Source organism: Oryzibacillus soli (genome assembly GCF_051594765.1).
In the GTDB taxonomy this organism is placed as follows: domain Bacteria; phylum Bacillota; class Bacilli; order Paenibacillales; family NBRC-103111; genus Paenibacillus_AR.
Genome location: NZ_JBPPGJ010000002.1, coordinates 219,423 through 243,978, shown reverse-complemented (window position 1 = coordinate 243,978; position 24,556 = coordinate 219,423). Strand labels below are relative to the sequence as shown.

24 protein-coding genes are annotated in these 24,556 nt (G+C 58.3%); 17 read left to right on the top strand and 7 right to left on the bottom strand.

What is annotated here, in order from left to right; all coding sequences use genetic code 11:
• Window positions 1-141 precede the first annotated feature (141 nt).
• The 5 genes from ACSEXW_RS03050 to ACSEXW_RS03030 are packed head-to-tail and all read left to right on the top strand — an operon-like array spanning window position 142 to window position 4,359.
• Window positions 142-1,509, top strand: coding sequence for a spore germination protein (locus ACSEXW_RS03050; RefSeq protein ID WP_438444623.1), 1,368 nt, complete (start codon window positions 142-144; stop codon window positions 1,507-1,509).
• Window positions 1,510-2,598 (top strand): hypothetical protein, encoded by a 1,089-nt coding sequence (locus ACSEXW_RS03045; RefSeq protein WP_438444622.1) that lies wholly within the window; start codon window positions 1,510-1,512, stop codon window positions 2,596-2,598. It begins immediately after the preceding gene.
• A complete protein-coding gene (locus ACSEXW_RS03040; protein ID WP_438444621.1) occupies window positions 2,595-3,719 on the top strand; it encodes a Ger(x)C family spore germination protein in 1,125 nt (374 codons plus the stop codon). The genes ACSEXW_RS03045 and ACSEXW_RS03040 overlap by 4 nt, the downstream gene beginning before the upstream one ends.
• A 50-nt stretch (window positions 3,720-3,769) precedes the next feature.
• On the top strand, window positions 3,770-4,024 hold the full coding sequence (locus ACSEXW_RS03035) for a DUF1128 domain-containing protein (RefSeq protein WP_438444620.1): 255 nt from the start codon (window positions 3,770-3,772) through the stop codon (window positions 4,022-4,024).
• Between the two features lie 23 nt (window positions 4,025-4,047).
• Window positions 4,048-4,359 carry a hypothetical protein gene (locus tag ACSEXW_RS03030; protein ID WP_438444619.1) on the top strand — a complete coding sequence of 104 codons (312 nt, stop codon included), beginning with the start codon at window positions 4,048-4,050 and terminating at the stop codon, window positions 4,357-4,359.
• A 105-nt stretch (window positions 4,360-4,464) separates the two neighbouring features.
• On the opposite strand, the gene ACSEXW_RS03025 is transcribed toward ACSEXW_RS03030, so the two are convergent.
• Window positions 4,465-5,601 (bottom strand): RluA family pseudouridine synthase, encoded by a 1,137-nt coding sequence (locus ACSEXW_RS03025; protein ID WP_438444618.1) that lies wholly within the window; start codon window positions 5,599-5,601, stop codon window positions 4,465-4,467.
• A gap of 312 nt (window positions 5,602-5,913) precedes the next feature.
• Between ACSEXW_RS03025 and ACSEXW_RS03020 the strand changes: the two genes are divergently transcribed.
• On the top strand, window positions 5,914-6,102 hold the full coding sequence (locus ACSEXW_RS03020) for a hypothetical protein (RefSeq protein WP_438444617.1): 189 nt from the start codon (window positions 5,914-5,916) through the stop codon (window positions 6,100-6,102).
• A gap of 64 nt (window positions 6,103-6,166) precedes the next feature.
• Here the strand turns inward: ACSEXW_RS03020 and cysK are convergent, their stop codons facing one another.
• Window positions 6,167-7,099 carry a cysteine synthase A gene (cysK, locus tag ACSEXW_RS03015; protein ID WP_438444836.1) on the bottom strand — a complete coding sequence of 311 codons (933 nt, stop codon included), beginning with the start codon at window positions 7,097-7,099 and terminating at the stop codon, window positions 6,167-6,169.
• Between the two features lie 240 nt (window positions 7,100-7,339).
• Between cysK and ACSEXW_RS03010 the strand changes: the two genes are divergently transcribed.
• Complete coding sequence (locus tag ACSEXW_RS03010; RefSeq protein ID WP_438444616.1) at window positions 7,340-9,115, top strand: B12-binding domain-containing radical SAM protein; 1,776 nt, start codon at window positions 7,340-7,342, stop codon at window positions 9,113-9,115.
• Window positions 9,116-9,172: 57 nt separating this feature from the next.
• On the opposite strand, the gene ACSEXW_RS03005 is transcribed toward ACSEXW_RS03010, so the two are convergent.
• The 3 genes from ACSEXW_RS03005 to mnmL form a co-directional block, all read right to left on the bottom strand.
• Window positions 9,173-10,138, bottom strand: a complete 966-nt coding sequence (locus ACSEXW_RS03005) for a type I phosphomannose isomerase catalytic subunit (protein WP_438444615.1) — start codon at window positions 10,136-10,138, stop codon at window positions 9,173-9,175.
• 101 nt (window positions 10,139-10,239) lie between these two features.
• Entirely contained in the window at window positions 10,240-10,818 is a 579-nt protein-coding gene (gene mnmM, locus ACSEXW_RS03000; protein WP_438444614.1) for a tRNA 5-(aminomethyl)-2-thiouridylate-methyltransferase MnmM, read from the bottom strand.
• A 32-nt stretch (window positions 10,819-10,850) separates the two neighbouring features.
• Entirely contained in the window at window positions 10,851-11,813 is a 963-nt protein-coding gene (gene mnmL / locus ACSEXW_RS02995) for a tRNA modification radical SAM protein MnmL/YtqA (protein ID WP_438444613.1), read from the bottom strand.
• 194 nt (window positions 11,814-12,007) lie between these two features.
• Here mnmL and ACSEXW_RS02990 point away from each other — a divergent pair, with 194 nt between their 5' ends.
• The 3 genes from ACSEXW_RS02990 to trmB all read left to right on the top strand — a co-directional run bounded on the left by ACSEXW_RS02990 (window position 12,008) and on the right by trmB (window position 13,873).
• A complete protein-coding gene (locus ACSEXW_RS02990) occupies window positions 12,008-12,586 on the top strand; it encodes a WGxxGxxG family protein (RefSeq protein WP_438444612.1) in 579 nt (192 codons plus the stop codon).
• 219 nt (window positions 12,587-12,805) lie between these two features.
• Window positions 12,806-13,006, top strand: a complete 201-nt coding sequence (locus ACSEXW_RS02985; protein ID WP_438444611.1) for a hypothetical protein — start codon at window positions 12,806-12,808, stop codon at window positions 13,004-13,006.
• 159 nt (window positions 13,007-13,165) lie between these two features.
• Window positions 13,166-13,873 carry a tRNA (guanosine(46)-N7)-methyltransferase TrmB gene (gene trmB, locus ACSEXW_RS02980; protein ID WP_438444610.1) on the top strand — a complete coding sequence of 236 codons (708 nt, stop codon included), beginning with the start codon at window positions 13,166-13,168 and terminating at the stop codon, window positions 13,871-13,873.
• A 76-nt stretch (window positions 13,874-13,949) separates the two neighbouring features.
• Here trmB and ACSEXW_RS02975 read toward each other — a convergent pair whose 3' ends face one another.
• On the bottom strand, window positions 13,950-14,471 hold the full coding sequence (locus ACSEXW_RS02975) for a phosphatase PAP2 family protein (RefSeq protein WP_438444609.1): 522 nt from the start codon (window positions 14,469-14,471) through the stop codon (window positions 13,950-13,952).
• 242 nt (window positions 14,472-14,713) lie between these two features.
• On the opposite strand from ACSEXW_RS02975, the gene ACSEXW_RS02970 reads away from it, so the two are divergent.
• From ACSEXW_RS02970 to rplT, 5 genes are all read left to right on the top strand, one after another.
• Entirely contained in the window at window positions 14,714-15,892 is a 1,179-nt protein-coding gene (locus ACSEXW_RS02970) for a glycosyltransferase family 4 protein (protein ID WP_438444608.1), read from the top strand.
• Between the two features lie 417 nt (window positions 15,893-16,309).
• Window positions 16,310-17,542, top strand: coding sequence for a glycosyltransferase family 2 protein (locus ACSEXW_RS02965; RefSeq protein WP_438444607.1), 1,233 nt, complete (start codon window positions 16,310-16,312; stop codon window positions 17,540-17,542).
• Between the two features lie 298 nt (window positions 17,543-17,840).
• Window positions 17,841-18,332 (top strand): translation initiation factor IF-3, encoded by a 492-nt coding sequence (gene infC, locus ACSEXW_RS02960; RefSeq protein WP_438444606.1) that lies wholly within the window; start codon window positions 17,841-17,843, stop codon window positions 18,330-18,332.
• A gap of 127 nt (window positions 18,333-18,459) precedes the next feature.
• Entirely contained in the window at window positions 18,460-18,660 is a 201-nt protein-coding gene (gene rpmI / locus ACSEXW_RS02955) for a 50S ribosomal protein L35 (protein WP_438444605.1), read from the top strand.
• A 51-nt stretch (window positions 18,661-18,711) separates the two neighbouring features.
• Window positions 18,712-19,071: a 50S ribosomal protein L20 gene (gene rplT, locus ACSEXW_RS02950; protein WP_438444604.1), complete on the top strand. Its 360-nt coding sequence runs from the start codon at window positions 18,712-18,714 to the stop codon at window positions 19,069-19,071.
• 84 nt (window positions 19,072-19,155) lie between these two features.
• Here the strand turns inward: rplT and ACSEXW_RS02945 are convergent, their stop codons facing one another.
• A complete protein-coding gene (locus ACSEXW_RS02945) occupies window positions 19,156-20,190 on the bottom strand; it encodes a LacI family DNA-binding transcriptional regulator (protein ID WP_438444835.1) in 1,035 nt (344 codons plus the stop codon).
• 244 nt (window positions 20,191-20,434) lie between these two features.
• Between ACSEXW_RS02945 and ACSEXW_RS02940 the strand changes: the two genes are divergently transcribed.
• Both ACSEXW_RS02940 and ACSEXW_RS02935 read left to right on the top strand, forming a co-directional pair.
• A complete protein-coding gene (locus ACSEXW_RS02940) occupies window positions 20,435-23,158 on the top strand; it encodes a GH36-type glycosyl hydrolase domain-containing protein (protein ID WP_438444603.1) in 2,724 nt (907 codons plus the stop codon).
• A gap of 32 nt (window positions 23,159-23,190) precedes the next feature.
• Entirely contained in the window at window positions 23,191-24,099 is a 909-nt protein-coding gene (locus tag ACSEXW_RS02935) for a hypothetical protein (RefSeq protein ID WP_438444602.1), read from the top strand.
• Window positions 24,100-24,556 lie beyond the last annotated feature (457 nt).

Sequence of the window (24,556 nt, the reverse complement as noted above, 5' to 3'; positions counted from 1 at the left end):
TTCGGATGTAGTATGGGAAAGCTGTGGGCTGTAAATTCTGGATTCGAATGGAAAATGTCGGGCGGCTCCAAATAATGCAAGCCCGCTTGGGAGACTCTAGGAGGGAAGGGATTCGCATCCATGATCACGGAGGGATGAAGCATGAGGGTGGAATCTGCGCAGATCCGGCGATTCATCGAGGAAATGGAGAGTGCCGGGAATGACGATCTGGTCAGCAAGGAGCTCCGGCATCGGGATTATTCGCTGCATCTCTTGTATCTGCGCTCCATCTGCGATGCAGAGCTGATCCGCAAGGAGCTAATCCGGCCGTTCGCCGATAATCCGGACTACGGCTCCTTCGCCCTGTATGTAGATGCGCTGCCCGAAGCCGAGGAGACCGGCATCAGGGAGCAGGAGAGCTGGATCGGACTCCTGTATTCAGGACATGTGCTGCTGTTCGGAAGCGAGAAGGTATGGGGAATCCGGACCCGGTTCTTCGAATCCAGTCCCATTGGCGATGCGCGGGTGGAGACGGTGTTGCAGGGGCCCCAGGATGCCTTCAGCGGCAGCTTGGATAAGAACATCAATTTGCTGCGCAACCGGTACAAGAATCCGTCGCTCATCGTGAAGAAAAGGAGAGCGGGCCGTTCTCCAGTAAGCCAGATGGCCATGCTCTATGACGGGAACAGGGTGCGCCCAGGCATACTTGCAGAGCTGGAGTCTCGTCTGGAGGGGATCGGAGCCGACATGATCCAATCGTTAGGCCAGCTTCAGCGGCTTCTGAACAAGAGGCACATCTGGACACCGTTCCCCAATATGCTGATCACGGAGCGGCCGGACCGCACGGTCTTGAATCTGGATTCGGGCAAGGTGGTGCTTCTCCTGGAGGGGGACAACTTCGCTTTGATCGCTCCCACCGTATTTCTGGACTTCTTCTCCTCCATGGACGATGTGTCCCAGCGGAAGCCGGTCGCCGTCTTCCTGAACACCCTGCGGAGCATCGCCTTATTCATAGCCGTCACCCTGCCCGCCTTCTACGTGGCCGTGGCCAGCCACAATCCGGAGCTTCTGCGGATCCAACTGGCGCTGGTTATGGCGGGAACCCGAGCGTCGGTTCCTTATCCGCCAAATCTGGAGCTTCTCTTCATGCTGGCCATGATGGAGCTCTTGAGTGAAGCCAGCGTCCGTCTGCCGAAGGCTATCGGTCCGGCCGCCACCACGGTCGGCGGCTTGATTCTGGGGCAGGCGGCTATCTCCGCAGGGCTGGTGGGAGACATCATGATCATTATCACCGCCGCAGTGGCCATCAGCAATTTTACGGTTCCCGTTGCCGCCATGAGCTTTGCGGTCCGGATCCTGAAGTACCCGCTGGTGCTTCTGGCCAGCCTGTTCGGGCTGAACGGGATTCTGGTCGGGCTTCTGGGTCTTCTCATGTATCTGGTTCAACTGACCAGCTTCGGAGAGCCCTATTTCCGGCTGTTCCAGAAGCGCTCGGAAGGCAAGGGAGAGCCTGCGGAAGGAAGGAATTAAATGGAGCGGAGATATTTCTTTTACTTATTCTCGGTGAACCAGATCACCAATATCGGCATGTTCGTCCCCGTATTCCTGGTCCGCCACCGGTTCCAGGGCTCGATCACGGGCATTCTGACGGCCGTGCTGGTGGGGACACTCCTGGTAGCGGCCTATCTGAAGCTGAGCGAGCGGCTGCCACTCTTAACCCTGCCGGAGCTTCTGGACCGTTACATGCCGTCTTGGGCGGCCTGGGGCAGCAAGCTGCTGATGCTGGTTATCTTCTATTGGGTTGGCCTGATCACGTTGATGACCTTCGATAAAGTGGCCTCCTTGTTCTTGAACCCGGGAGTCTCGGAATACGCCATCCTGACCTTATATCTGCTCTTGGTGCTGACTGCCGCCCAGATTCCCTCCAAGTCCATCCTAATGGGTCTCGAGGTGCTCTTAATCATTAACGTCCCTCTCTTGGCAGGCTTCTGCTACAAGCTGTTCACCGATGTCCATATTGAGCCGGACGGGGTCGTGGATATCTTCACCCATATGGGACACATGCCGGAGTTGGAAACGGTGGCAGCAGCAGCGTTCGTCTTCTCCGGCTACGCGAATATGATGGCCTTCCAGAAGAGCTTCGCCAAACCGGTGGGCTTCCGCCATTTCTGGATCGTTCCCCTGGCGGGTCTGCTCAGCCTGGGCTTCTGCTTCCTGGTGCCGGTGCTGTACCATGGGACCATGGGTATCGAGATTTATTCCTATCCGTTCACGAGTACGGCGGATTCCGTACGGATGGAGCTGTTTATCATCGAGCGGATGCTTTTCATCTATCTGTTCATCTACATCAGCATCTGCCTGTTCAGCATCATCGTCCACTGGCACGTGTCGTTAACCGCCTTCAACAGCATGATCTCTTCGGTCGCTAAGCTTCGGCATCCCTGGAGCTTCCTTCTGCCGCTGTTGCTGTATGCCGCCCCCGCCTACGCCATAGTGGGGCACATGAGCTATGACAAGATCATCGAGCAGAGCCGGCTGTTTATGCTTGCTCGCTTTTTCTCTGAGTTTGTGATGATCGGGGTTCTCGGACTGATGGCTTGGAGGAGGGCGAAGGAATGAAAGGGCCGCGTTGTGTGGTATGGACTGCCGCAATCGTACTGCTGCTTCTCCTCCAAGGGTGCAGCAACAGTTCCAGCAAAGCGATCGACAATCGTTTCTTCGTGGTATCCCTAGGAGTGGATGGAGGTTCGGAGGGGAAGATCGTTGTAACCGCTAAGCTGGCGGTGCCGAAGGGAATTCTTCGTGATAAGGATTCGGAGTTCGTCATCTTCAGTGAGGAGGATGAGACCATCGAAGGAGCGCTGAATAAGATCCGAACCCAGGTGGACAAGGAGCTGAACTTCGGTCACCTGAAGCTGATCGTCTTCGGGGAAGAGGTGGCGCGCAAGGGGCTCCGGACACATATGGATTGGATGCAGAGAAACCCGGAGGTCCAGAAGATCTGCTGGCTGGCCGTTGGCAAGCCAACTGCCCGGCAGACGCTGGAGATTAAGCCCCGGTCGGAGCGGTTTCCCTCAAACCATGTGTTCCTGGTCTTCTCCCGGTCGGGGATGGAATCCGATCTGGCGGTGACCCAGCCCCTCTATTCCTTCTATCGGGAGATAACGGAGGTGGGTGTGGACTCCGAGCTTCCCGTCCTCGAGAGGGTGAAGCAGGGGTTGGCCATCACCCATACGGCGCTGTTTAAGGACGATAAGCTGGTTCTGGAGCTGTCCCCGGATGAAACCCGCCTCTTGAACCTGCTCCATAGCAACGGCAGGCTTGCCGGGGCGGAGTGGGTGGTAAGGGGGGACGGAGGGGATCCCGTGGCCGATGCCGTTATTCTGTCCAAGCAGCAGAAGGCCAGCTACAAGATTCTGGAGGGGCCGGAGCCGGAGGTCAAAGTGCGGATCCAGATCAACGGCGATCTGAGGGAAGTGGTTCCTCATCGGGTAATGACCCCGGACACGAGAATGACAATCGAGCGGCTGTCCGAAGAGAAGATCACCCAAGTGGCGAATACCCTGCTGAAGAAGTGCCAATCCGCCGGAATCGATCCGGTGGGCCTGGGCCTTCGGTACCGAGCACGGCACTGGGCCGGGGTGGAGGAGGAAAAGCAGGCTTGGGAGGCGCTGTATCCCCAGCTGATCTTCAAGGTGGAGACCCAGGTGAAGGTCAAGAATACCGGCAATATGAAATAATCGGTCGGAGAACGGGCCAAACCCCCATTCTTCATGGTACAATGGAGGACATGAAGCGAAAAAAAGGTGGTGGCAGACAGATGGATTTGTCCCGCAATACGACGGAGAATATCGCCTACATGATCGACGCCATCAAGAACAAGCTTCGGGTAGCCAGCGGCGCGGCCATCAAGGCTGAGTTTTTTGACGAGTCGCAGTATGAGGATCTGAAGGATATCTACGAGCTGGTGGACAGCAAGGACCGGTTCAGCGTCAGTGAGATCGACGCGATCGTGTCCGAGCTGGGGAAGCTCCGCAAAGCTTAGAAGCGCAGGAGGAATCGCAACGGATGGATACGATGTTTCAGTTCGGCAGGAAAGTCGTCTTGACGAAGGAAGAGCTGGATGCGAAGCTTGGGGCTCACGAGGAGGCCTACTACGACGAAGAGCGCTTCCTGACCGTTTCCGGTCAGAGGTACGCCTTGCGGGGCCGCTCCAAGCAAGAGAAGCCGGCTTGGGAGTACAGCGAGCTGCATGAGGTCTCCCGGGACCAGGTTACGGCTTACCATGTGACGACGGATTACCGCGACGAGTTCGACAAGGAGGACGGGGAGCCGAAGAAGTGGGAGCCGTCCAGCGAGCCGGAGAAGGACAAGGAGTAAGGAAGCAAGTGAATAGAAGAAAAGAAGCTCCGTTCAATCGGCGCCGTCCTGCAGCAGGATGGGCCGGGTTGAGCGGAGCTTTCTTGTTGTCCGGGGGTAGGCCAATTACGGCTGGTCCACCGTCTTGGTGAAGGACTTGGGAATCTTGGTCTCGAAGCGGAGAAGCTCGCCTGTAATCGGATGATGGAAGGCGATGGCCTGGGCATGCAGGCCCAGCCTTCCGATCGGGCTTGTGCGGGAACCGTATTTCTTGTCGCCGACGATAGGGTGGCCGATGTCCTCCATGTGGACCCGGATCTGATTCTTGCGTCCGGTTTCCAGCTCCAGCTCCAGCAGGGAGAAGTCCCGTCCCGCCTTCAGCACCTTGTAATGGGTGACGGCTTTCTGCCCGTCATTGGGGTAGGGACTGGAATACATCTTCAGCGTTTTGCTCTCCTTCAGCCAGGAAGTAATGGTTCCCTCCGGCTTTCGGACGGCTCCTTCCACCAGCGCTACATAGGTCCGGGCCTCGACGGCCTCGTTCCAGGCATTCTGCAGAGCTTGTTGAACCTCTTCGCTCTTGGCATAGAGCATGACGCCGGAGGTGTCCCGGTCCAGCCGGTGCACCACGTAGATCCGGTTCTTCGGATGGGTGCGGCGGACGTACGCGGTCAGCATGGCGTAGGCCGTCTCAGCCTTCTCCTGCTCCGAGGCGATGGACAGGAGCCCGGCTTCCTTCTCGACGACCAAGAGATGCGGATCTTCATGCAGAATATGCACACCGCGCAGGATCTCCGCCTCGAAGGTTTTGGTCCAGGAGACCGTCACCTGCTGTCCCGGAAGCACCGGGTAATCGAACTTGGTGGTCGGCCGTCCGGCGACGGATACCTGGCCCCGGGAAAGAATGGCCTTCACGTGGTTGCGTCCTCCCGGAAGACGGGACAGGAGCAGCTCCAACAGCTCCGTCGGCTCTGTAGAGGTTAACACCGTGTCCGGCTGGGAGCGGTTTGGCTTGGGTCCGCGGGTGTCACGTGCGCCTGGAGCCGGATCCTGTTTCGGGCTGCCGCCCCGGTTCCGTGCTGCGGGCTGCTCCGGCTTGGCGCCTGGCACGCCCCGCCCGGGCTTGGTTCCCCGGCCGCCGCGGGGCGCCGGGGGGCTTTTTGGGGAGCTGCGGTCTCCGCGTTCGTCTGCGGCACCGTTCGGCTTCTTGCTGCGTATGCTGCGTTGGGGTGTTCGTTTGTTGTTGTTGCTGCGTTGGTCCATATTCCGCCCTCATTTTGTGGTTTGGGATTCAAATGCTTTTACTATATCCTAATCCGAAGGAAATTGCACCTGGGGCACGTAGGATGTCTCCATGAACGGCAGGTATATGATGGGGTAGACAAGGGAAATGTAAGAAGGTGTAAATGACAGCGGTTTCGGCCGGGGCCAGAGGGATAATCTTCATCTTCCCTTGACCCGTATTTGATCCACGCTTCACATTCGGGGCGTACAATAAATGTAGGATCGGCGAATAAGACAAAAATTCCCATGAATACACTGTATGACCCCATAAAGAAGGAGTGTTCAAAGCAGATGCTGTTGTACCGGTATACAAAAATGATGGAGGAACAATCCCGTCTAAAAGGTCTGGACCGGACGGAGGGGGCACAGGAGGATGAGAATCTGGCCGAGCTGCTGGAGCTTCGCCAGCGGATGTCCGGCGAGGTGCTGGCACTCCTGGAGGAAGACTGCAGCGATTGGGCGGCGGAAGCCACCTATTAGCGCGCAAAGGAATGCTTGAAGAAGGGGAAAAGCCGCTGCGGGTGCGCAGCGGCTTCTTCGGCGTTCAATCGAACAAGCCGGGGACGGACAGATACCGTTCGCCGGTATCGGGGAGAAGCACCGCGATGGTTTTCCCTCTGTTCTCGGGGCGGCGGGCCAGGATGGTGGCGGCGAAGACGGCCGCTCCTGACGAGATGCCGGCTAACAGACCCTCCAGCCGGCCCAGCGACCGGGTGGTCTCGTAGGCGTCCCTGGCGGGGACGGGCAGAATCTCGTCGCAGACCGCAGGGTTGAATACCCGGGGGACGAAGCCGGCGCCGATGCCTTGAATCCGGTTCGGCCCCGGCTTGCCGCCGGACAGCACCGGGGACTCCATCGGCTCCACCGCCACGACCCGGATGCCGGGGTTGCGGCTCTTCAGCGCCTCGCCGACGCCCGTGACCGTTCCACCGGAGCCGACGCCGGCCACGAACACATCGATCCGGCCCTCCGTATCCCGCCAGAGCTCCTCCGCCGTGGTGCTGCGGTGAGCAGCCGGGTTGGCCGGATTGTCGAACTGCTGCAGGATGCAGGAGCCCGGCAGCGCCGACTGAAGCTCCTTCGCCTTGCGGATGGCTCCTCCCATGCCTTCGGCGCCGGGCGTGAGCACCAGCTCGGCCCCCAGCGCCTTCAGCATGTTGCGGCGTTCCTCGCTCATCGTATCCGGCATGGTCAGGATGAGCCGGTAGCCCTTCGCCGCCGCCACGCTGGCCAGGGCGATGCCGGTGTTGCCGCTGGTGGGCTCGATCAGCACGGAGCCAGGCCTGATGAGCCCCCGCTCCTCGGCATCCTTGATCATGGCATAGCCGATCCGGTCCTTGACGCTGCCGGCGGGGTTGAAGGATTCCAGCTTGGCCAGCAGAGTAGCCTCCAAGCCGGCGTGCGAAGCGTAGCGGGCCAGCTCCAGCATGGGGGTATTGCCGATGAGATCGGTGATGGAGCGAGCGATCCGTTCCATTGGGGTCATCACCGTTCCTTCCTGATAGAGATGGGATGATTTTTTTTGATGGAGTAAATCCGACGTGATAACTAGGTATAAATGTAGATCTATCTCTCGTTTCTGTCAATATGGAATAAAGTAAGAGAGGCATGTCCGGTTTTGAGTTTGCCGGCACGAGCATGTATGATAGAGGCTGAAGACTCCCGCTTCGGACAGCCGGCGGGAGGTTCGACCAAGAAATAGAGGGATGTGCCTAACATGAATATTGTCGTCTCCACCTTAAACGCCAAGTATATCCATACCTCTCTGGCCCTCCGGTATCTGAAGGCCTACAGCGGGCGGGAGTTCGACGTGGAGATCGCCGAATATACGATCAAGGACCCGGTCATGAACGTCGTGACCGACCTGTACCGCCGACGCCCGGACGTATTGGGCTTCTCCTGCTACATCTGGAACATCGAGGAGACCATCAAGATCATCCAGATGCTGCGCAAAATCATGCCGGAGCTTGTCATCATCCTGGGCGGTCCGGAGGTGTCCTACGACACCGAATATTGGATGAAGCGGCTGCCGGAGGTGGACTTCATCGTGATGGGGGAAGGCGAGGAGACCTTCCACCATCTGCTGACGGAGCTCCGGGACGGCACGGCCAAGTGGCATATGGTCTTCGGTGCCGCCTACCGCAAGGGCTCTGAGGTGATCGTGAACCCGCCCCGGCCCAAGCTGGAGCTGGATACGATTCCGACGCCTCACCGTTTCGCCGAGGATGTGCCGCAGCTGCCCAACCGCGTGGTCTACTTCGAGACCAGCCGGGGCTGTCCGTTCAGCTGCCAGTTCTGCCTCTCCAGCGTGGAGGTGGGCGTCCGCTACTTCGACATCGAGCGGACCAAGCGGGACCTGGAGTATCTGGTGGATTCCGGCGCCAAGCTGGTGAAGTTCGTCGACCGGACGTTCAACATCAAGCGGGATTATGCGATGGATATTTTCGGCCATCTGATCAAGAACCACGGGGGCTGCACCTTCCAGTTCGAGATCACCGCTGACATCATGAGACCGGAGGTGCTGGACTTCCTGGCGGGGAATGCGCCGAAGGGCCTGTTCCGGTTCGAGGTGGGCGTGCAGTCCACCAACGATCTGACGAACAAGCTGGTCCAGCGGAAGCAGAACTTCGAGAAGCTGTCGCGGACGGTGCGCATGGTCAAGGAAAGCGGCGTCATCGACCAGCACTTGGACCTGATCGCGGGACTTCCGGAGGAGAATTACGATTCCTTCAAGAAGACCTTCAACGACGTTTTCGCGCTGCGCCCGGAGGAGCTGCAGCTGGGGTTCCTGAAGATGCTGCGGGGCACCGGCATGCGGCGGGACGCGGAGAAGTACGGGTACCTGTACATGGATCAGGCGCCTTATGAGATCCTGGCCAACGATATTCTGCCGTTCGAGGATATGGTCCGCATCAAGCGGGTGGAGGACGTGCTGGAGAAATATTGGAACGCGCACCGGATGGACCGCACCATGGAGTATCTGCTTCGGGAGGAGTTCCCGACGCCCTTCGATTTCTTCCAGGACTTCGGGGATTATTGGGAGGAGCGGGGCTGGTCCAAGATCGGCCACCAGCTGGAGGATCTCTTCATCCGGCTGGACGCTTTCTTGAAGACCCGCAAGCTGAAGCGGCCGGAGATGGCGTTGGGGCTGATGAAGCTCGATTACTTCATGAACCACAAATACAAGCCCCGCAAAACCTGGTGGACCTTCGCCATGGACAAGCAGGAGCAGGCCGAGCTACTCCGCGCGGCCGCCGCCGATCCGGCCGCGTTGTCGGAGGAGCTGGCGGGAGCCGCCTGGAACGAGCGGGAGCTGCATAAGTCGGCTGTGGTTGAGGTATTGCCGTTCCGGGCCGATCTCTACCTGGCTGACGGTACCTTGCACGAGGAGCCGACCCTGCTCCTCGTGCATTATGGCCTGGAGCCGGGCGATGAGCCGAAGGCCCGGTATTTCGCCGCGCCGGTCCGGCAGGTTCTGGTGCAGCAGATGTAAGGATTGCCGGATAACAAACAAGCCTCCGATGCCGCATGCGGCCGGAGGCTTGTCTTATTAAGGCACCAGGCTTCGCAGCATGGTCAGCTTGCCTTCGAAGGAGTAGGCGCCTTGGTTGGCCGGGATCAGGAAGCAGTCGCCGGGCTTCACGGCGAGGGAGCCTTCCGCCCAGATCAGGGTGCCGGTTCCTTCGCAGATGATGTGGATGATGAAGCTGTCACCGGATGTGGCCAGCTCCCAGCGTCCCGAGGTCTGGCCCTTCTCGACGGTGAAGTACGGGGACTGCGCGATGGCCAGCCACTGGTTGTCCGCCGCAAGCGCCGTGGTCATGCGGGTGGCGCCGGAGCCTTCGTAGGCAATCACGTTCAGCGAATCCTCCACGTGGAGCTCTCGGGGCTTGCCGTCCAAGCCCGGACGGTCGTAGTCGTACAGGCGGTAGGTGGTGTCCGAATTCTGCTGGATCTCCGCCACCAGCACGCCGGCGCACAGTGCATGGACCGTACCGGCCGGGATGTAGAAGGTATCGCCGGCAGAGACGGACACCTCGTTCATGGTATCCATGATCCGGTTCTCGGCGATGGCCTGGGCAAGACTCTCACGGGTGACGTTGTTCTTCAGCCCGTAGATGATCTTGGCGCCCGGCTTGGCGTCCAGCACGTACCACATCTCGGTCTTGCCCAGCTCGCCCTGGGGCAGGCCGGCGTAGTCGTCGTTGGGGTGAACCTGGACGGACAGATCGTCCTCACAATCCAGCAGCTTGATGAGCAGCGGGAACCGTCCCGTCTTCTCGGAGAAGCCCTTCGGCCCGAAGAAGTCCTTGCCGTACTGCTCCCGGACCTGATCCAGGCCCAGTCCGGCCAGCTCGCCGTTCATCACCTTGGTGGTGCCGTTCGGATGGTCGCCGATGGTCCACGCTTCGCCGATCTTGCCTGCCGGCATGTCGAAGCCGAAGCGCTCCAGATTGCGGCCGCCCCAGACGCGATCCTTGAATTCCGGCTGAAATTGCAGCGGATATGGTTTCACTCCACAGTCCCTTCTTTCTCTTGTAAAATCAACACTTTCCCTATTGTAACCAAGGGGTGCAAGAGGCGTAAAGGGGCAAAATGCATTTCCGATAACACGTTTTATCGTTTTTCGACCGCGAGCAGGTAGGGGGGGCGGTTCCGCTGATTCAGGAAACGGTAGCTCATGGACTGGAAGCCGCTCTGAGGCAGGCCGGATGCCCAGGCTTCCACGGCCTCCGCCTCGGCCAGCCCGCCATCATGTCCCGGATATACGGCGATCGTCAGCACGCCGCCTCGGCGGAGCAGCTCCAGCGCCGCTTCCAGGGCGGGAAGGGTGGTGGCCGGAGTTGTGATCACCGCATGGTCGGCCCCCGGCAGATAGCCCAGATTGAACATGACGGCAGCCGCGGTTTCGTGAAGCTCCTCCGGTATCCGGAGCTTCATCTCGTCATGGGAGGCCAGATGGAGCACCACCCGGTCCGAGCCGTCCGGCAGCTCCTTCTCCAGCCGAGCCGCTGTCGAGGCCAAGGCCGCCTCCTGAATGTCAAAGGCATGAACCCGGCCGCCCGGCCCCACCGCCCGGGCCAGGAACAGCGTGTCCACCCCATTGCCCGCCGTAGCGTCGACGGCGCAGTCCCCGGGCCGGATCCGCGCCGCGGCCAGTTCATGGGCAAAGCTTAATACCGATAAAAATCCCATCTGATTTTTCACCTGCTTTTCTTATGACAGTGTTATGGCCTCCATAGCTTACCCTGCCAGGTGTTCCTCTGCCGGAGCTCATCGTCGATGGCGTTCAGAACCTCCCACTTCTTCAGGCTCCACATGGGTCCGATGAGAAGGTCGCGGGGGGCGTCGCCCGTCAGGCGGTGGACGATCATCTCCGGAGGCAAGAGCTCCAACGTATCCGCAATGAGCCCCACATATTCGTCCTTCTCGAGGAAACGAAGCAGCCCCGCTTCATATTGCTTCACCATGGGAGTCTTGCGCATGAGATGAAGCAGATGGATCTTAATGCCCTGCACGTCCATTCTGGAGACGGCCCGTCCGGTGTCGAGCATCATCTCATGGGTCTCCCCAGGGAGACCGTAGATGATGTGGGCGCACGTCCGGATGCCGCGGGAGCGCAGCTTGGCAACGGCCTCGTAATACGTCTGCGTGTCATGGGCCCGGTTGATCAGCTGTGAGGTCTCTTCATGAACCGTCTGCAGCCCCATCTCAACCCAGAGGTACGTTCGTTCATTCAGCTCCGCCAGGTAATCGACCACGTCATCCGGCAGACAGTCCGGACGGGTGGCGATGGACAGTCCGACGACGCCGGGCTGCTGGAGAATCACCTCATAATATTCCCGCAGCTCCTCCACTGGGGCAAAGGTGTTGGTATAGGCCTGGAAGTAGCCGATATATTGGGCTTCAGGCCACTTTTGGTGCTGAAGGTCCCGAATGTTGTTGAATTGGGTGATCAGATCGTCGCGGCGGCTTCCGGCGAAATCCCCGGAGCCCCTGGCGCTGCAGAAGGTGCATCCGCCGGCGGCGATGGTTCCGTCCCGGTTGGGGCAGGTGAATCCGGCGTCCAGCATCACCTTGAATACCTTCGTGCCGAACTGCCGCCGCATCTCGTAATTCCAGGTATGAAACCGCTTGTCCCCCCATAGGTAGGGAACGGTCGAATCGGACAGATGGATCGAGGGGGTCATAGTCAGCGCCCTGCCTTTCGTGTCGGAATGCGTACGTTCTTCATTGTACCGAATGCCAGGGGAGATTGCGAACAATCCCTTTAGTAAAATTGACTAGTGTTCCAGCAGGTGCCTCGGATAGCTCCGGCCGCGGGAAGCATCCTAAGCTTGTTCCCGCACCACCATTCTGGCTTATCGAAAGGGGCACTCATCCAATGCGTAAAACAGCAGCCATCTCCGCAGCTCTGGCTCTCGGCTTGACATTAGGCGGCACCGCATTTGCTCAAGGCGAAGCCGACACGACTCAGAGCGGGGGCATGAGCAACTACGGGACATCCGGATCCTCCGGCACCACGGGCTCCAACTATTCCAGCGGCACGACCGGAACGACAGGCACGGTGGGGACTTATGACGCCCGCACGAACAGTGATTTGGGCACTGGCATCCTGAATTACCATGGCAGCCGGATGTTCGGCAACGGGGCCAATAACGGCGGTGGCGGCACCGGCATGTTCGGCCATGGGGGCTTCATGGGCACCACGTGGGGCGACGGCGACCATACCAACAACGGTATCCACATGAGAGGAACCGACGGGAACCGGGACGGCACCACCGGCACCCATGGTACGGACGGTACGTACCGCAGCTACGGTACGGATGGGACCTCCACGGGCAGCAGCTATACCGCAGCGGCAACCGATAACGACGGTATAGACTGGGGCTGGCTGGGTCTTCTCGGCCTGTTGGGCTTGGCCGGTCTGCGAAGCAAGAGAGAAGACCGCACCAACATCTAAGAGGCATAAGAAGGCATCCGTTGCTTCCTTCGGGGGAAGCCGGATGCTTTCTATTTTCAAAAATTTAGGCGAAAATGTGAACGGTTCCTCTTGATAAACCTAACATAAAGTGTTATATTAGAAGTGAGATATATCAACGGTTTCAGCCGAATCGCCCAACCGAACACACCTATTCGACACCCTATAATGGAACCCATTTCATGCGGAGGTGCATTCAGAATGAGTGCTACGATCAATCAAGGCGAACAAAAGGTCACCGTAGAGCTCACCTTGAAGGAAGCCATGGCATTGACCGGCTTCCGCTTCGGACAGAACAGCAGGCAGCACGACGTTGCCCGGGAGAAGGTCAGGAAGGCCCTTGATAAGGAGCTCTTCCACGAGAGCAACGACTCGATCCGCTACGAAGAGCTGGCCCATTAATGGGGCGTTCCTCGAGCGCGATGATGGAATCCGACCGCATGAACAGCGGCTCGGATTTCTTTTCGTTCGGGCGTTTATGCTCGCTGCGGTCATTTTGCAATTTCGGTTGCGATGTTCTATGCTGGGAATACAAATAGAGAATTTGGAGGAATCGTCAGAATGCGTTTGAGAGGTCGTAAGGGGATCCAGGAGTCTCTGGAGAGGCAGCCCGATCTGGTCGTGTTGGATCCGAAAGTCCGCAAAGGAGAATGGGCCGCAAACTTCGGAAACGGCAACCCGATCCATGCGGAGCTTGGCATGGGCAAGGGGCGTTTCATTAGTGAATTGTCGGTCCGCAACCCGGACGTTAATTATATCGGAGTGGATATGTTCGATGAGCTGATCAGAAGAGGAGCGGAGAAGGCGCGGCTGGCTCATGGAGACCTGCCCGAGGGAGCCGGGATTCCCAATCTGCGGCTAGCCCGCTTCAATATCGAATATATCGAGGAGATGTTCGCCACCGGCGAGATCGAGCGGATCTATCTGAACTTCAGCGATCCCTGGCCCAAGAACCGGCACGCCCGCCGGCGTCTGACCCATATGAATTTCTTAAGAAAATACAAAGAAATTCTGAATTCCAGGGGAGAGATCCACTTCAAGACCGACTCCCGGTCCCTGTTCGAATTCTCCTTGAATTCCTTCGCGGACGAGGGGCTCCGCATGCGGGACATCTCCCTCCATCTGCACCAGGACGGACTGCGGGAAGACATGGTGCAGACCGAATATGAGCTGAAATTTTATGAGCAGGGCATGCCGATTTACCGCTGCGAGGTTGTGGTGGGGGAAGAGGCGCTGCGGGACCATCTGGCCGTTCTAGGCAAACGCTAACATCTTAAACTTTCCTTAAACGAGACGAGAGCGGCTTTTAATAAAGCCGCTCTCTTGGTAATATATTGGAATCAGCTTAGATTACCGTGCAGCTCAGCAAAGCGGCCAAAGTTCCGAGGAAGGCTCCCGCGGCGCAGTCCGAGGGATAGTGAAGCCCCAGATACATCCGGGACAGGGCTACGGTTAAGGCCAGCGGCAGCAGAACGAGGGACAAGACCGGAGCGGCGGCCATGAAGGGCACCGTTACGGAGAAGATGGCTGTGGTATGGCCGGAAGGAAATGAATGATCGGTCAGCGGTTTTTTGCATATATTGGTGTCAGGAAGGACAAGGTAGGGCCGCAGCCGTGGATACTTCTTCTTAATGACCGCCACCGGAATATGGCTCAGGGCCAGCGCGATGAAGCTCTGCATGGCGACGACATTCCAGGGCTCGCTTGCGAAGATCGACAGGCATAACGTAATGAGCAGCGTGGCCGTCGCTCCGCCCAGATGGGTGATGCGGTTCAGCCACCAGTCCAGCCACCCGCGGGGACGGCCGTTCACGTAGTGGAATACGGCAAGCTCGCGATATTGCAGCCAGGTCACGACTCGGCTCATGCTATGAACCTCCTTCTTTTGTCTTATACGGGACTTCAGGCATTGATGCCGTTGGATATTTTCATGATAGCGGGTTAATGTTATAGCAATATCAACGCAAGCAGGAGGAATTGTTAAGATTTCTTCTATGGATCTTCATGCCCGGTTTATAGACGGTTTACACAACAGGGATACAATGGTCGTGCGAATGGCAATAAGGGCGGGATCTTGCTGGTACATACCAATCAAAGGGGGTAGTGCTCTTGAAGGTCGCAATATTTACGGATACCTTTCTCCCGGATGTGAACGGAGTGGCTCGGACGCTCGGCAAGTGGGTACGGTATCTGGAGAGCCAAGGCGCGACTTGCCGTGTATTCGCACCCCAGAGTGAAGGCGGAGCAGGAACGGATTACAACAACACCATGGTGGAACGGTTTTACAGCATTCCCTTTTTATTGTACCCGGAGTGTAAGTTGGCTATCCCGAACCCGATTACGATCAAGAAGACGCTGATGGAATTCAAGCCCGACATCATTCACTGTGCGACGCCCTTCAACCTGGGGCTGTACGGACTGCATTACGCGAAGAAGCACAAGATACCGGTCGTCGCATCGTATCATACGCATTTTGACCAATATCTGCAGTATTACAAGATCCAGTGGGTGGAAGGGATGCTGTGGCGTTACTTGGGCTGGTTCCATCAGACCTGCCGCAGAATCTACGTCCCGTCCATGTCCACCCTCCACTATCTGGAGGAGCGGGGCTTCCATAACCTGGAGGTTTGGAGCCGCGGCGTGGATGTGAGCCGGTTTCATCCCGATGTGGACCGCCAGGCTGTCCTGGAGAACGCCGGCGCCGATCCTGACAAGTTTACGATGCTTTATGTCGGCCGTCTGGCTCCGGAGAAGAGCGTGGATGTGCTGATCGACGCCTACAACAGGCTGCCGGACCGGATCCGGGAGCAATCGCAGATCATTCTGGCCGGCGACGGACCCTTATTCAAGGAGCTGACCGAAACCTATAAGGACCGGGCCGATATGAAATTCCTCGGATTCGTGCAGGGACAGGAGCTCAGCAATCTGTACGCCGCATCCGATCTGTTCGTCTTCCCCTCCGCCACCGAAACCTTCGGGAACGTGGTCCTGGAGTCCATGGCGTCCGGCACGCCCGTGATCGGAGCTGCAGCAGGCGGCGTTCAGGATACGGTCAGGCACATGCAGACGGGCTGGCTGTGTCCCGTAGGGGATGCCGAGGCCTTCGCAGGCGCCATCGAATCCCTATTCGACAACCCCGGACTCCGCAGCAGCATGGCCAAGGCCGGGCGGGAATACAGCCTGCTTCAATCCTGGGACTCCATCTTTTCGCGGCTCTTGGACAGCTATAGACAAGTTTTGCCCGTCACCCGGGAGATGTCGAAGCCCGAGTTGGCCGCCGCGAAGTAGGGCGAAGCTCCTATGTTCGGGATTGATGATGTGCCACCCCGCAACAATTCGACGCCGGTCCGTCCGTTCCATTATCATCGTGGAGCGGGCGGGACCGGCGGATTTGTGTCACGGGTACCGATAACTTATAATGGGAATCGGGACTGGCAAATCGGTCCAAGCCCTGTGCCCTCGAATGAAACAGGGCGGAAGACGAAGAAACTAGAGAAAAGTGCGTCCCGATGCGAATGCCGGAGGTTTTTCCCATTTGTATTCCCTTTATTGCTCCTATATCGGCTATAAGGAGTTTTAATGGGTTTTTACAAATCTCTGCAAAGAGAGGAAAATCATTAACGGCGTAGCGTCAGACGGATTAGCCATGACCCACTATATAGAGATAGCAATGGGGCTACACCAAAAAAAGGGGGATTTACCGAAGTGGACCGCATACTGTATGTAACACAAATCGTTTTGGCGTTAATCGGCTTGTACCAATTGCTCCTGACTTTCTTCGGATGGTTCCGCAAGAAAACGAAGAAGTCCTTCGCTCCCCAAAAGTCGTTCGCCGTACTCGTAGCGGCCCACAACGAAGAACAGGTCGTTGGCGCGCTGATCGAGAACCTGAAGAACCTGAACTATCCGAAAGAGCTCTATGACATCATGGTCATCTGCGACAACTGTTCCGACGGTACCGCAGACATCGCCAGAAGCATGGGCGTCATGGCCTTCGAGCGCCGCAACCCGAATCTCCGCGGCAAGGGCTATGCTATCGAATGGATGCTGAAGGAGCTGTGGAAGCTTCCGAAGAGCTACGACGGCGTGGTCATGTTCGATGCCGACAACCTGGTGGAACAGGACTTCCTGATTCACATGAACGATGATCTGTGCTCCGGTTACCGTGTGGTTCAAGCTTATCTGGACACCAAGAACCCCCACGATTCGTGGATTACCTCGGCTTACGCCATTTCTTACTGGTACTGCAACCGCCTGTGGCAGCTGCCCCGCACGAACCTGAAGCTGGCCAACTATCTGGGCGGAACCGGCATGTGCTTCGAGACCGACCTGCTGCGCGAGATGGGATGGGGCGCTACCAGCCTCGTAGAGGACCTGGAGTTCACCATGCGCTGCGTGAAGCAGGGGATCTACCCGTACTTCGACTATGACGCCAAGGTCTACGACGAGAAGCCGCTGGGCTTCAAGGCCTCCGCTCGCCAGCGTCTGCGCTGGATGCAGGGACACTTCGACGTAGCCCGCCGCTACTTCTTCCCGCTGCTCTGGCAGGGACTGAAAGAGGCCAACTGGGCCAAAACCGATACCGCCATCTATGCGCTGAACGTGTACAACTTGTTCCTGGGCGGCTTGATCACCATCGTTCTGTATGCCGACCAGTTCCGTCCTGGCGACCCATACTTCACTTCTTTGTTCGAGAATGCGCCCTGGTTCTTCGGCGTCCTGTATGCCATGAACCTGCTGGTGTTCCCGTTGTCCCTCCTGATGGAGAAGGCGCCCAAGAAGATCTGGAGGTCGCTCATCACCTTCCCGGTATTCCTGATCTCCTGGTATCCGGTGACCTTCTATGCCTTCTTCACCCAGAACAATAAGCAGTGGAGCCACACCCAGCACACCCGCGTTATCCGTCTGGAGGAAGTGCAGAGCAAGCAGGCAAGCTGATTCCAAACAGCATTCCGGTTTGGCAAATCTCATGTTTGACATCCAGATGTGCATGTGGTAAGATCTTATAGTGCTATTCAAGAAGAAGCGCCCGCTTCTCACCTGACCGACACGAGGTGAACACCCCGGAACGTTGGCTGGTTCTTAGTCACTTAAGTTAACGACATGTACGTTACTTATGACATAAGACAGGATGTGGGCGGATTACGGCCCGCATCCTTTTTGTTTTGTACAAACCAGGTTAACCCAGATTTAGGTGAGAATTAATCGGAGGTGGAAGGTTATTAGCAAGGAGCATATGGTTAACGAAGAGATCCGCGCCAAGGAAGTTCGATTGATCGGATCTGAAGGTGAACAGCTGGGTATCAAGCTTTTCCGTGAAGCTCTTCAGATGGCGCAGGACGCGAATCTCGATCTTGTGAATGTCGCCCCTACCGCCAAGCCCCCGGTTTGCCGGATCATGGATTACGGCAAGTTCCGGTATGAGACACAGAAGAAAGAGAAGGAAGCTCGTAAGAATCAGAAGGTGGTTGACCTGAAGGAAGTTCGCTTCAGCGCCACCATCGATGAGCACGACTTCCAGACCAAACTCCGCAACGTCCTGAAGTTCCTGGAAGAAGGGGACAAGGTGAAGTGCAGCGTACGTTTCCGCGGCCGGGAGATCACCCACTCGGAGATCGGCCTGCGCGTACTGGAGCGTGTCGCGGCGGAAGCCGAATCTCTCTGTGTTCTGGAGCGGAAGGCGAAGCTGGAAGGCCGGAGCATGATCATGATCCTGGCGCCGAAGTGACCGCAAGGTTCCAGTGCGGCGCTTAGCGTTCCTAGCGGAACGGGATGAATGACCGATGCACGAGCAAAAAACCGGGAAACGCCAGTTCCGACTGACTGGCCAATAATTTGTAGGAGGACTTACGCACATGCCTAAGATGAAAACACACCGTGGCGCCGCCAAGCGTTTCACAAAAACCGGTACCGGTAAAATCAAGAGAAACAAGGCCTTCAAACGCCATATCCTCGAGAAGAAGAGCTCGAACCGCAAAGCTGGTCTGGGCAAATCTGCCATCGTTTCCAAGGGCGACGCTAAGCGGATCGAGCAGCTGCTCGTTTACGTGAAGTAATTCCCGCATTCTTCGTACCAACGTACTTAATCATTTAGGAGGCTGACCACTATGGCAAGAGTCAAGGGCGGGTTCGTCACCCGTCGTCGTCATAAAAAAGTTCTGAAATTAGCGAAGGGCTACTTCGGCTCCAAGCATCGTCTGTTCCGCACCGCGCACGAGCAAGTTATGAAGTCCCTGATGTACGCGTTCCGGGATCGCCGTCAAAAGAAACGCGACTTCCGCAAGCTGTGGATCGCCCGGATCAACGCCGCTTCCCGCCAGAACGGCTTGAGCTACTCCAAGTTCATGCATGGCCTGAAGCTGGCCGGCATCGATGTAAACCGCAAGATCCTGGCCGAGCTGGCCGTTACGGATGCCAAAGCATTCGCAGACCTGGCTGCAACCGCCAAGACCAAAATCAACGCTTAAGATTCCTTAAGCGCCATAAGAGACAGGCAGGGAGTTCGCTCCCTGCCTGTTTTTTTATTTGGATCGCAGCCGGCAAAGGAATCATCAGGACCGCTCGGAGCCGGCCGGCCGGCCGCCTCCGCAGGATCCGCGCACGATCAGCTCCGGCTCCACCACCACGGCACTGGCGCTGATCTGCCCATGGATCAGGTCGTAGAGCATCATGGCGGCCAGCTTGCCGATCTTGTCCTTGTCCTGCTTGACGGTGGTCAGGGCAGGCGAGGTATAGCGCGACGCCTCAATGTCGTCACAGCCGATGACGGCCATATCCTCCGGCACCCGGAGGCCCTTCTCCTTCAGCGCACGGATGACTCCAAGCGCAAGCAGGTCGGAGGCGGCGAACAGCGCCCGCGGCGCCGGCCCGTTCTCCAGCATGCGCTTCATCGCGCAATAGCCGCTTTCCTCGTAGAAATCGTCCCCCCTGATGAACCACTCCGGACGGACTCCGAGTCCCCAGCTTTCCAGTGCCTTCACTAAACCGGTTTCTCGCATTCTGGAGATCTCTGACTGAGACGTGCTCCCGATATAGCCGATGTCCCGGTAGCCCAGCATGTAGAAGTGCTCCACCACCTTGGCCGCAATCTTCTCGTTATCCGACATGATATGGCCGGAGGAGGCGCCGGTCAGCACCAGATCGACGCCGATACAGGGAATGCCGCTCCGGTCCAGCTCCCCGATATCCGGCTCCAGGTTCTGGCCGGAGATGATGATGCAGCCGTCCACATGGAAGTGCCGGCACCGGGCCAGATAGTCCTCCCCCTTGGGGTGGAACTTCTCGTTGGAGAAGAAGAGCAGATCGTAGCCCAGAATCCCCATCTGCTTCTTGAAGGCGTTCAGCACCTCCACGAAGAACGGGTGGGTGAAATCCACGTTCAGCTTGCCGGCGAAGATGACGCCGATCAGATTGGAGCGCTTGGTGGCCAAGGTCTTGGCCGTATTGGAAGGGATGTACCCGTTCTCCTGCATGATGGCATGGACCTTGCTCTTGGTCTCCTCCGAGATGTCGCTGTAATTGTTGATGATCTTGGAGACGGTGGAGACGGAGACGCCGGCCAGCTTGGCGATGGTTTTGATGTTCATGGTCATGGGGGTCACCTGCTTGATAGGAAATGAATAGCTCCAGTTTACGAAAATTTTCGTAAAAGAGCAAGCGTTTCCGCTACTATCCGACAACGACCTACTCCAGAGAATCAGATGGAAAGTCCCATTTTTCGCATTTTATCGAACTTTTCATCGTTCATACAATGGCTTCTTTACAAAAACAGGGTCCGTAAAGCATAATAGGATTACGAAACCGGTTTAGTAAATAGGAGGAGAAGAGACGATGAATCAACCGAAAGGCTGGACCTTTATGAACGAAAACGGGAGCTTTGCCCTCCGGACGCCGCAGGACACCCAATACTTGTATTTCCCGCTGGTGAACGAAGCAGGGATGATGTCTTCGGTGACCCCGACCCTGCACGGGGATGCGAAGACCGGACACAACACTTTCCTGACGCCCCCGGTATCCGTGGAGGATCTGCATAATTCCCGGGCGTCGCGGAATTTCTGGGTCCATATCGAAGGAGAGGAGGTCTGGTCCGCCGCCGGCAGCTCTCCGAAGCAGCACGCGGAAGCCTTCAGCGGGAAACGGGAGGATACGCTGCTTGAAGCCGGCTTCCTGTGGCACAAGATCACCCGCACCCACCCTGCACTGGGGCTGACCGCCGAGATCACCAGCTTCGTGCCGAATACGGACGATGCTGTGGAGTACATGCGGGTGAAGCTGACGAACGGCGGCAGCCGGACCCTGACCGTCACGCCGACAGCAGCCATCCCGATGTATGCCCGCTCGGCGGATGACCTGCGGGACCACCGGCACGTCACGTCCCTGCTGCACCGCATTGCGGTCGGCGAATACGGCGTCCATGTGCAGCCCTCCCTGTCCTTCGACGAGCGGGGGCACCGGGTGAACCGCGTGACCTACAGCGTCCTCGGAGCGGAGGGGGATGGGACGGCTCCGGTAGGATTCTTCCCGGTGCTGGAGGATTACATCGGCGAGGGCGGCAGTCTGGAATGGCCGAAGGCTGTGGTGACCCATGCCAAGCCCCATGCGGCCGCAGGCGATTCCGCCGAAGGGTACGAGTCCGTGGGGGCGCTCCGGTTCCGGGAAGCCGATCTGGCGCCGGGAGAGTCCCGCACCTATGTCCTGGCTCTGACCGTGGAAGAGGACCGTCCCGACGAGACTCGGCTGGCCCGGGACTATCTGTCGGAGGCCCGGTTCGGGCAGCTCCTGGAGGAATCCGTCGTCTATTGGGAGGCGAAGCTGGGCAAGCTGGCGTTCCGGTCCGGTGACCGGGACCACGACCTGTGGATGAAGTGGGTCACGCTCCAGCCGGTGCTCCGGCGCCTCTTCGGCAACTCCTTCCTGCCCTATCATGATTACGGGCGAGGCGGCCGGGGCTGGCGGGATCTGTGGCAGGACTGCCTGGCCCTACTCTTCACGGAGCCGGCGGAGGTCCGCCACCTGCTCCTGAACAATTTTGCAGGGATCCGGATGGACGGCAGCAACGCCACCATTATCGGCAGCAAGCCGGGCGAATTCATCGCCGACCGGAACAACATTCCGCGCGTATGGATGGACCACGGGGCATGGCCCTTCCTGACCGTTCTGCTCTATCTCCACCAAAGCGGGGATTTGGGCTTTTTGTTGGAGGAGCAGCCGTATTTTAAGGACATCCACATCAAGCGGTGCAAGGACAAGGACCTGGAGTGGAAGCCTCTGGACGGAAGCGTGCAGCGGACAGCGGACGGGGAGATCTACCGGGGAACCGTGCTGGAGCATCTGCTGCTGCAGAACCTGGTTCCGTTCTACCACGTGGGCGAGCACAACATCATCAAGCTGGAGGGAGCCGACTGGAACGACGGGATGGACATGGGGACGAAGCGCGGAGAGAGCGTGGCATTTACCGCCTTCTATGCCAGTAACCTGATGGAGCTCGGCAAGCTGCTGCGGGAGCTGGAGAGGAGAACGGGGCTTGCGGAGATTCAGGTCTCCGAGGAGATGGTCCTGCTCTTCGATACGTTATCGGCCCCCATCGACTACGGCTCCATCGGGGAGAAGCACCGGCTGCTGGACGCTTACTATGAACGGACCGGGCATACCGTGAGCGGTCGCAGAACGGCCTTGAAGATCGGAGATGCGGCCCGGGACCTGGAACAGAAGGGCCAATGGCTGGCTCGTCATCTGCAGGAGCAGGAGTGGATCGCCCAGGAGGAGGGCATCGGCTGGTTCAACGGTTATTACGACGACGACGGAAACCGGGTCGAGGGGGTAACGCCGGATGGGGTGCGCATGACCTTGACGGGGCAGGTCTTCCACCTGATGGGGGGGACGGCGACGGAGGAGCAGGCGGCGCAGATGGCCGCAGCGGTGAACCGGCATCTGAAGGATCCCCGGATCGGCTACCGTCTGAATACGGACTTCGGCGGCATCCGGCAAAATCTGGGCCGCGCCTTCGGCTTCGCGTTCGGGCACAAGGAGAACGGAGCCATGTTCAGTCACATGGCCGTGATGTATGCCAATGCGCTGTACAAACGGGGCTTCGTCCGCGAGGGACATGACGTGCTGGATTCCATTTATCGGCTGAGTGCGGATTTTGAGAGGAGCCGCATGTACCCCGGGGTGCCTGAATATATCAACGAGAGAGGGCGGGGCATGTACCCGTACCTGACCGGCTCGGCCAGCTGGCTCCTGCTGACGGAGCTGACGGAGGTATACGGCGTGAAGGGCGGGTATGGCGATCTGCTGCTGGACCCCAAGCTGCTTCGCACCCAGTTCGATGCGGAGGGCAAGGCGGGGGTCGTCACCCTGTTCGCGGGCAAAATGCTTCGGATTGTCTACAGCAATCCGAATGGGGCCGATGCCGGCGCCTATACCGTACGGTCCGTCCGGCTGAACGGATCGGGGGTGGAGACGGAGCAGCGTCCCGAGGGCTGCGCGGTCAAGCGGGAGACGCTTCTCGCGGCAGGGGGAGAAGCCGTTGACGTGGAGGTTGAGCTGATCTGACAGCCGGCATGAGCCGATAAGGAGGAAGCGGGATGAGAGTATGGCAGGAGAGAGCGTGGAACGGACCGCGGCATGTGCTGTCAGGCGGGGGACTGATCGTGGAGCTGGCGCTGCCTGGAGCTTATCGGCGTCCGCGGTTTGACCGAAGCGGCTTCATCACCCAGGTGACGGAGGTGAAGTCGGGCCGGCGCTACTGCGCCTACGAGACCAATGACGGCAGCCTGGAGCGAGGAGGGGCCGGAATCTGCAGCGAGTTCGGCATCTTCGAAGCCCTCGGGTATGAGGAGACCCGGCCGGGAGAGTGGTTTCCCAAGCTGGGTGTCGGTCTGCTTCAGAAGCAATCGGAGGAGCCGTATTCCTTCGCGGGAGATTATCCGCTTCAGCCCTTCCATTGGACCGTGCATGCGGAGACGGAGCGGATCACCTTCGAGACGGAGCCTGTGGAATGCCGGGGCTATGCCGCCGGGTATAAGAAGACGGTGTCGGTGCTGGACTCCGCCCTGCGGATAGAGTACGAGCTGCGCAACGCCGGAGCCCGCCCCATTCATACCTGCGAATACGCCCATAACTTCCTGTCTCTGGACGGCTTGCCCGTAGGGACGGCATATGAGCTGGAGCTGTCCTTCCCCCTGGAAGTGACGTTGATGGAGCCGGATTATTCTCCGGTCATCCTACGGCCGGCCGCTAGCGGAATGCGCTGGAACGGAACGCCGGAGCAGGAATTCTACTGCAGGCTGGGCGGTATGGAAGGACGGTCTCCGGTCGGCTGGGAGCTTCGTCATGCGGAGACGGGTGCCTGTGTCGGGGAGGAATGCGATGCCCCCGCAGCCATGCTGGCCTTATGGGGGACGGCCCACACCGTATCCCCCGAGCTGTTCGTGGAGCTGCGGCTGGAGCCCGGTGAGACTGTCCGGTGGACACGGACGTACCGCTTCGGTTAAGCTCCATGCTGAAGGGACGGATTCTCCAGATCCGAAGGGGGACTTCACATAGCGGGGGCGGATTTCTTGAGATTTGTCCTTGTGTAGTGGACGAACGTCTTTGTTTCGAAACGGTTTCATAAAATGTTTAACAGAGAGTATTGACTTGCTCTCGAAAGATGCATATAATAATCAACAAATCTTTCGAAAACAGGAACATGGCAATGATGAGGACGAAGTGATAAGGGCTCTTATGTCCAGAGAGCAGCGGGCTAGCTGAAACCAATGCCTTAATCCCTTATTAACGAGCTCACCTCGGAGCTGTTTCCCTGAACAGCATGTACGGAACATTCACCGGGCATGGTTAGTAGGGGAAAACGGATGGACACACGTTATCGTGTCGAAGTATAAGGATCTGTAGCATGCACAGATCCCGTACTTGCTAAGGCCGCCATCGCGAGATGAGCGGCAAACCCTG

What these genes read in the sequence shown, in the direction of transcription:
- ACSEXW_RS03050 (WP_438444623.1), top strand. Translation starts at nt 142, where the DNA reads ATGAGGGTGGAATCTGCGCAGATCCGGCGATTCATCGAGGAAATGGAG.
- ACSEXW_RS03045 (WP_438444622.1), top strand. Translation starts at nt 1,510, where the DNA reads ATGGAGCGGAGATATTTCTTTTACTTATTCTCGGTGAACCAGATCACC.
- ACSEXW_RS03040 (WP_438444621.1), top strand. Translation starts at nt 2,595, where the DNA reads ATGAAAGGGCCGCGTTGTGTGGTATGGACTGCCGCAATCGTACTGCTG.
- ACSEXW_RS03035 (WP_438444620.1), top strand. Translation starts at nt 3,770, where the DNA reads ATGAAGCGAAAAAAAGGTGGTGGCAGACAGATGGATTTGTCCCGCAAT.
- ACSEXW_RS03030 (WP_438444619.1), top strand. Translation starts at nt 4,048, where the DNA reads ATGGATACGATGTTTCAGTTCGGCAGGAAAGTCGTCTTGACGAAGGAA.
- ACSEXW_RS03025 (WP_438444618.1), bottom strand. Translation starts at nt 5,601, where the DNA reads ATGGACCAACGCAGCAACAACAACAAACGAACACCCCAACGCAGCATA.
- ACSEXW_RS03020 (WP_438444617.1), top strand. Translation starts at nt 5,914, where the DNA reads ATGCTGTTGTACCGGTATACAAAAATGATGGAGGAACAATCCCGTCTA.
- cysK (WP_438444836.1), bottom strand. Translation starts at nt 7,099, where the DNA reads ATGGAACGGATCGCTCGCTCCATCACCGATCTCATCGGCAATACCCCC.
- ACSEXW_RS03010 (WP_438444616.1), top strand. Translation starts at nt 7,340, where the DNA reads ATGAATATTGTCGTCTCCACCTTAAACGCCAAGTATATCCATACCTCT.
- mnmM (WP_438444614.1), bottom strand. Translation starts at nt 10,818, where the DNA reads ATGGGATTTTTATCGGTATTAAGCTTTGCCCATGAACTGGCCGCGGCG.
- mnmL (WP_438444613.1), bottom strand. Translation starts at nt 11,813, where the DNA reads ATGACCCCCTCGATCCATCTGTCCGATTCGACCGTTCCCTACCTATGG.
- ACSEXW_RS02990 (WP_438444612.1), top strand. Translation starts at nt 12,008, where the DNA reads ATGCGTAAAACAGCAGCCATCTCCGCAGCTCTGGCTCTCGGCTTGACA.
- ACSEXW_RS02985 (WP_438444611.1), top strand. Translation starts at nt 12,806, where the DNA reads ATGAGTGCTACGATCAATCAAGGCGAACAAAAGGTCACCGTAGAGCTC.
- trmB (WP_438444610.1), top strand. Translation starts at nt 13,166, where the DNA reads ATGCGTTTGAGAGGTCGTAAGGGGATCCAGGAGTCTCTGGAGAGGCAG.
- ACSEXW_RS02975 (WP_438444609.1), bottom strand. Translation starts at nt 14,471, where the DNA reads ATGAGCCGAGTCGTGACCTGGCTGCAATATCGCGAGCTTGCCGTATTC.
- infC (WP_438444606.1), top strand. Translation starts at nt 17,841, where the DNA reads ATGGTTAACGAAGAGATCCGCGCCAAGGAAGTTCGATTGATCGGATCT.
- rpmI (WP_438444605.1), top strand. Translation starts at nt 18,460, where the DNA reads ATGCCTAAGATGAAAACACACCGTGGCGCCGCCAAGCGTTTCACAAAA.
- rplT (WP_438444604.1), top strand. Translation starts at nt 18,712, where the DNA reads ATGGCAAGAGTCAAGGGCGGGTTCGTCACCCGTCGTCGTCATAAAAAA.
- ACSEXW_RS02945 (WP_438444835.1), bottom strand. Translation starts at nt 20,190, where the DNA reads ATGAACATCAAAACCATCGCCAAGCTGGCCGGCGTCTCCGTCTCCACC.
- ACSEXW_RS02940 (WP_438444603.1), top strand. Translation starts at nt 20,435, where the DNA reads ATGAATCAACCGAAAGGCTGGACCTTTATGAACGAAAACGGGAGCTTT.
- ACSEXW_RS02935 (WP_438444602.1), top strand. Translation starts at nt 23,191, where the DNA reads ATGAGAGTATGGCAGGAGAGAGCGTGGAACGGACCGCGGCATGTGCTG.